The organism is uncultured Faecalicoccus sp., from assembly GCF_944325745.1.
GTDB lineage: Bacteria > Bacillota_I > Bacilli_A > Erysipelotrichales > Erysipelotrichaceae > Faecalicoccus.
Genome location: NZ_CALVBG010000082.1, coordinates 1 through 4173, shown reverse-complemented (window position 1 = coordinate 4173; position 4173 = coordinate 1). Strand labels below are relative to the sequence as shown.

The 4173-nt window shown below is 43.8% G+C and carries 7 protein-coding genes; all 7 read left to right on the top strand.

The genetic code is table 11. From position 1 onward, the window contains the following. Nucleotides 1–465, top strand: a 465-nt coding sequence (locus tag Q0J48_RS06670; protein WP_296242713.1) for a hypothetical protein, incomplete at its 5' end; no start/stop codon positions are given. 5 nt (nt 466–470) lie between these two features. Beyond that, complete coding sequence (locus tag Q0J48_RS06665) at nt 471–1130, top strand: hypothetical protein (protein ID WP_296242712.1); 660 nt, start codon at nt 471–473, stop codon at nt 1128–1130. Further along, on the top strand, nt 1127–1927 hold the full coding sequence (locus tag Q0J48_RS06660; protein ID WP_183374423.1) for a hypothetical protein: 801 nt from the start codon (nt 1127–1129) through the stop codon (nt 1925–1927). Before Q0J48_RS06665 ends, Q0J48_RS06660 begins: the two co-directional genes overlap by 4 nt. Beyond that, nucleotides 1927–2289 carry a hypothetical protein gene (locus tag Q0J48_RS06655; protein ID WP_296242711.1) on the top strand — a complete coding sequence of 121 codons (363 nt, stop codon included), beginning with the start codon at nt 1927–1929 and terminating at the stop codon, nt 2287–2289. The genes Q0J48_RS06660 and Q0J48_RS06655 overlap by 1 nt, the downstream gene beginning before the upstream one ends. Next, nucleotides 2267–2803 (top strand): ankyrin repeat domain-containing protein, encoded by a 537-nt coding sequence (locus Q0J48_RS06650; RefSeq protein WP_296242710.1) that lies wholly within the window; start codon nt 2267–2269, stop codon nt 2801–2803. Before Q0J48_RS06655 ends, Q0J48_RS06650 begins: the two co-directional genes overlap by 23 nt. Before the next feature lie 6 nt (nt 2804–2809). After that, entirely contained in the window at nt 2810–3298 is a 489-nt protein-coding gene (locus Q0J48_RS06645) for a hypothetical protein (RefSeq protein WP_296242709.1), read from the top strand. Between the two features lie 63 nt (nt 3299–3361). Then, nucleotides 3362–4054, top strand: coding sequence for a gamma-glutamyl-gamma-aminobutyrate hydrolase family protein (locus tag Q0J48_RS06640; protein WP_296242708.1), 693 nt, complete (start codon nt 3362–3364; stop codon nt 4052–4054). Nucleotides 4055–4173: the final 119 nt, after the last annotated feature.

The following is a 4173-nucleotide window of genomic DNA, read 5'->3' as shown; positions in this document are numbered from 1 at the left end:
CCTTTGCTTCTGGAAGAATATGAACCAGAATACAAAGGCAGATCGCGGGATGTGAGCGATCTTCTGGAAGACGACATCGAAAACCGGCTATCGGACTTTACTGAGAATGTCATCGCCATCGCCTTTATGGAAAATAAGAATACCAGGACAGAATGTGTATATTATGATTTATTAAGCGAAAAACGATATCAAGCCTCTGATGTGGACCTCTTTGAGAATCTGTATCAGACACAGGGCGGATATTACACAAACGGACAGAAGATCGTTCAGGCACTGGATGAGTACGGCGTTTTCAACTGGGAGTCCAAAACGGAAAAAGAGGATCTCGCAGACCCTCAATCCATGGTGCTGGTTGTAGAATATGATGATGGAACTCTGTTTCGTGTAAAGGCATCTGGTTTGCTTTCACAGGTGCTGCCGGATGAGTATGCGAAAGTAAGAGATCTGCTTCTGTCAGGAGAGTAGATACTATGAACAAAAGTTTTGAAGACGAATTTCTAGAGGTCCAGACACAGATCATTTCCTTATGTGTCGAATTTGCGGAAAACAAGGCCGACAAAGTCTATGCCTATGGATCTATCGAAGAAAACAGTATTTCTTTTAATGCATTTTTCAACATTGACGGCAAAATCAAAACCACCAATCAGATCGCAACGGATACAGATATGATATGGGATTTTCTAGATCTTGGACAATCGGATCTGGAGAAGTTAATAAAAATATGCACCCGCTATGGAAAACCGGTTCCTACCGAATTAAAAATGATCTACGACTGTAAAAGCGGTAAAATCGACACAAAATATCGATATGAAAGTATCTGTTCCGCAAAGACAGGAATCGATGCCAGTGAAATTTTTATGGAGTGGCTAGATTTAGAAAAAATAAAACAACATTGCGAGAAAGTGAACCAGATTCTTCGCTTGGATGATCCTGCCGCAAAAAGTGCGAAAAAAATAATGAATGTGATGGAGCAGATCCGATCTTGTGATACGGTCGATGAGCTTCCTGATGTTGACTGGACCAGCATGGTGCGCTGTTTTGTGGACGAAACAACGGATTATCAAAATCCCGCACTCTTTGAAATCGATACAATCCGGAACCTGTCGGCCGGACTTAAAGGGAAGTTATGAAACAATTAAGAAAAACAGAATGGCAAAGAGGATACCCGATCAAGAAAAACCTGGCTCTGTGTGCGTGGGGCTTGATGGGGCTTGCCGGGGTTGCCGGAATCGTAGCGCACCCGAAGAATCTTCCATCGATGGCAGCGTGTGTTCTTGCGCTGGCGGGCGCTGTCCTCACACTGCCGCGCTTGTTCAAATACTATAGAACCACATATCATAGTCTGCCCGCTTTAAATCAATACCTTGCGAAAAAGGAACAAGAGGCGCTGATTGAACACGAAAATTTTGAAACAATCACAGAGCCGCTGCAGCGGATCGATTTTGCCGAAAGCGCGCACTGGCTTCGGATCCATGGAAGATATGTTCCGAAAGAACTGGTCATTGGGGGAGGGGCTGAAGTCACCGGCAATATCATGAATCGGGATACGACCCCGGTGATTTTCCTATATGTAACGGGGGATGTGGTTAAAATTGATCTGGGGGTGCAGGTCAGTGCTCCGAAAATCCGGGAACTGAACGCCTATCTCTGGTCTTGTTACCGCATTTTTCCGGGGCAGGCCGGCAGAATAAAGACAGAAGAACTCTGCGGGATATGTAAGGAAGTTTATACAGAATATCTGAAAGAAAAAGAACCGCAAAGACAAAGCGAGGTTCTTATGGATCTTATAGAAGATGCGCAGGAACTGCGGGAAAAATGTATCACGAGAATGCCGTCTTATTTGAAAAAGGTTGATGAAAGTGCATGGTGGAACGCAAAGACAAGAAAGAAAATGGAACAATGGAAAACAGAGCGGGAGAATCCATGATGAGTGAAATAAAGTTTAAGGTCTTGAAAGATGGCAATACAATGAAATATATTCCGGTGATCAAAAAAATGCGGAACGGTTCTCTTTCTGAAATCCGAGAGCGCCTAAACAACAATGGTTATGTGGATACATGCCCCATCGAAAATATAGACGGACTGCAGAAGATGAACGATCTGATTGAAGAACTGCGAAAAAAAGGAGCAGAAATCATGTTGTATGAAAATGACAGAAGGGTAGAACAGGAATTCTTGAACAATATCATTGAATCACATTTTGATACCGAAAGAGTTCGGCAGGAAATAGACGATAACGTTATAGAACAAGATGGGGGCGAAAACGATGAGGATCACAGACATTTTTGATGCGGTAAGAGAAGGAACGTATTCGGATTTTTTAAAGTTTTATTCCAAAGATCCGAATTTGTTCAATCCCTATGCAGGAATGAGCCTGCTTCAATTGGCATTGGTCAATGACCGTTACCCGGATGAAAAAATCAAAATGATTCAATTTTTGATCTCTGAGGGAGCCGATGTCAACTTTCTCAGTCCCAAGGATCAAAGAAATGCGCTGCATATCTTTTATTTTTCGGTCATGCGACCCCAGCCGCAGTATATGTTACAGATAACGCAGCTTCTGATGGAAGCCGGGGTGGATATCAACCAAAAAGATCAATATGGGGCGATACCGCTGCAATATGCGATCACTGTCGTGAAACAACCGACCGCGGCCATCCTGCCGGTAGTTCAAGTTTTGATGGATCACGGTTCCCATATCCATGAAAAAGACAGCTTTGGGAAAACGTGTTTAGATTATGCCCGGGAATTTTCGTGGAGAAAGGATTTGATCCCTTTGATGGAAGGAAAGAATGAATTCTAGAAGATGATGAAAAAAATTAATATAGTGGAGATCCTGCTCGTGATTCTTGTATTGATCGTGATTGCGGCGGGTCTGCTGCTGCCGAAAACTGGAGAACTGGCACTGTTGGATGAACTGTGTAACAGTTCTGTCCTATGGATCGTTTGTGTTTATGTGGTCGTGAAGGTTGTACGAAACAAGGCTTCTAAAAAGGCTCTGGGGGCAGGGCTTGTTATTGTGTGCTTTGCTTTGGCACTCTGGTTTTCTAAAGATCTTGTGCTTGATCTTTCGGCGGGTCCGCAAACGATTGAATTGAAGGATATACAAGTCAGTGAGTCACAGGGTCCTACGGGAATTTTTTCGCACCACTACTATCTGACGGGTTTTCACAATAACGAAACACTGCGATTCGAGATCTCTGCTAAAGAGTACAGCCAGCTAAAACCGGGCGCAAGTGTTACGGCAGAGGTTTACAAACATACGCGCCGGATCGTGAGTGTAACTGAAATGATGTAGATTTATTCATTTGTTTGTGGTAAATTTTTTTCCTGAAGAAACAAATTAAAGCGAGGAATGGAAATGATAAAAATCGGAATCACTACATCACAGATGATCATGGTGGATCCTTCGCTGTGTGGGAATAAAAAGACAAGTGTCAACACCAGTTATGTGCGCTCGATCCAGGAAACCGGCGCTTTGCCGATCTTGATTCCCTGTATTTGTTCCAGAGCGGAAATGGAACAATATGTTGCGATGTGCGACGGCTTTCTGTTGACGGGCGGTATGGATATTGCGCCGATTTTATACGGAGCCATGCCCCAGCACTGCGGGACATTTGACTACGAGGTCGATGTCTGCTTGCTGGAGTTTGTGAAATTGGCTTTGGAAAGTCATAAGCCGATCTTGGGAATCTGCCGCGGGATGCAGATGGTCAACATTGCCTTGGGCGGGACCTTGATCCAGGATATTCCTTCTCAGTCTTCCATCAATCATGCTTTTGATTATGATGGAAATATTGTTCACAGGATCCAGCTGGAGACCAATGGCGAATTTCAAAAACTGTTTGCACAAGATTCGCTGCTGGTCAACAGCCTGCATCATCAAGCTATCGATACCTTAGGGAAAGGATTGAAGGTGGAAGCACTGGCACCCGACGGTATAATCGAGGGCATCTCTGGTGACCATCTTCTTGGGGTGCAGTGGCATCCGGAACTGATGGGAAAGATCGATCCTTTGATGAAGCGTTTGTTCGCATGGCTGTGCAATGACTAAAATGTGCAAAGGGAAAACAAAAATACACATTGTATTGTTCTAAAACTTCATGTAAAATAGCGGTGCAGGAAGTTTTTTTGGAGGTCTTACTTATGGTCTTAAGAAGATTTACAAAACTG

Coding starts and splice junctions, on each gene's coding strand:
- Q0J48_RS06650 (WP_296242710.1), top strand. CDS start 2,267: ATGAGGATCACAGACATTTTTGATGCGGTAAGAGAAGGAACGTATTCG.
- Q0J48_RS06660 (WP_183374423.1), top strand. CDS start 1,127: ATGAAACAATTAAGAAAAACAGAATGGCAAAGAGGATACCCGATCAAG.
- Q0J48_RS06665 (WP_296242712.1), top strand. CDS start 471: ATGAACAAAAGTTTTGAAGACGAATTTCTAGAGGTCCAGACACAGATC.
- Q0J48_RS06645 (WP_296242709.1), top strand. CDS start 2,810: ATGAAAAAAATTAATATAGTGGAGATCCTGCTCGTGATTCTTGTATTG.
- Q0J48_RS06640 (WP_296242708.1), top strand. CDS start 3,362: ATGATAAAAATCGGAATCACTACATCACAGATGATCATGGTGGATCCT.
- Q0J48_RS06655 (WP_296242711.1), top strand. CDS start 1,927: ATGAGTGAAATAAAGTTTAAGGTCTTGAAAGATGGCAATACAATGAAA.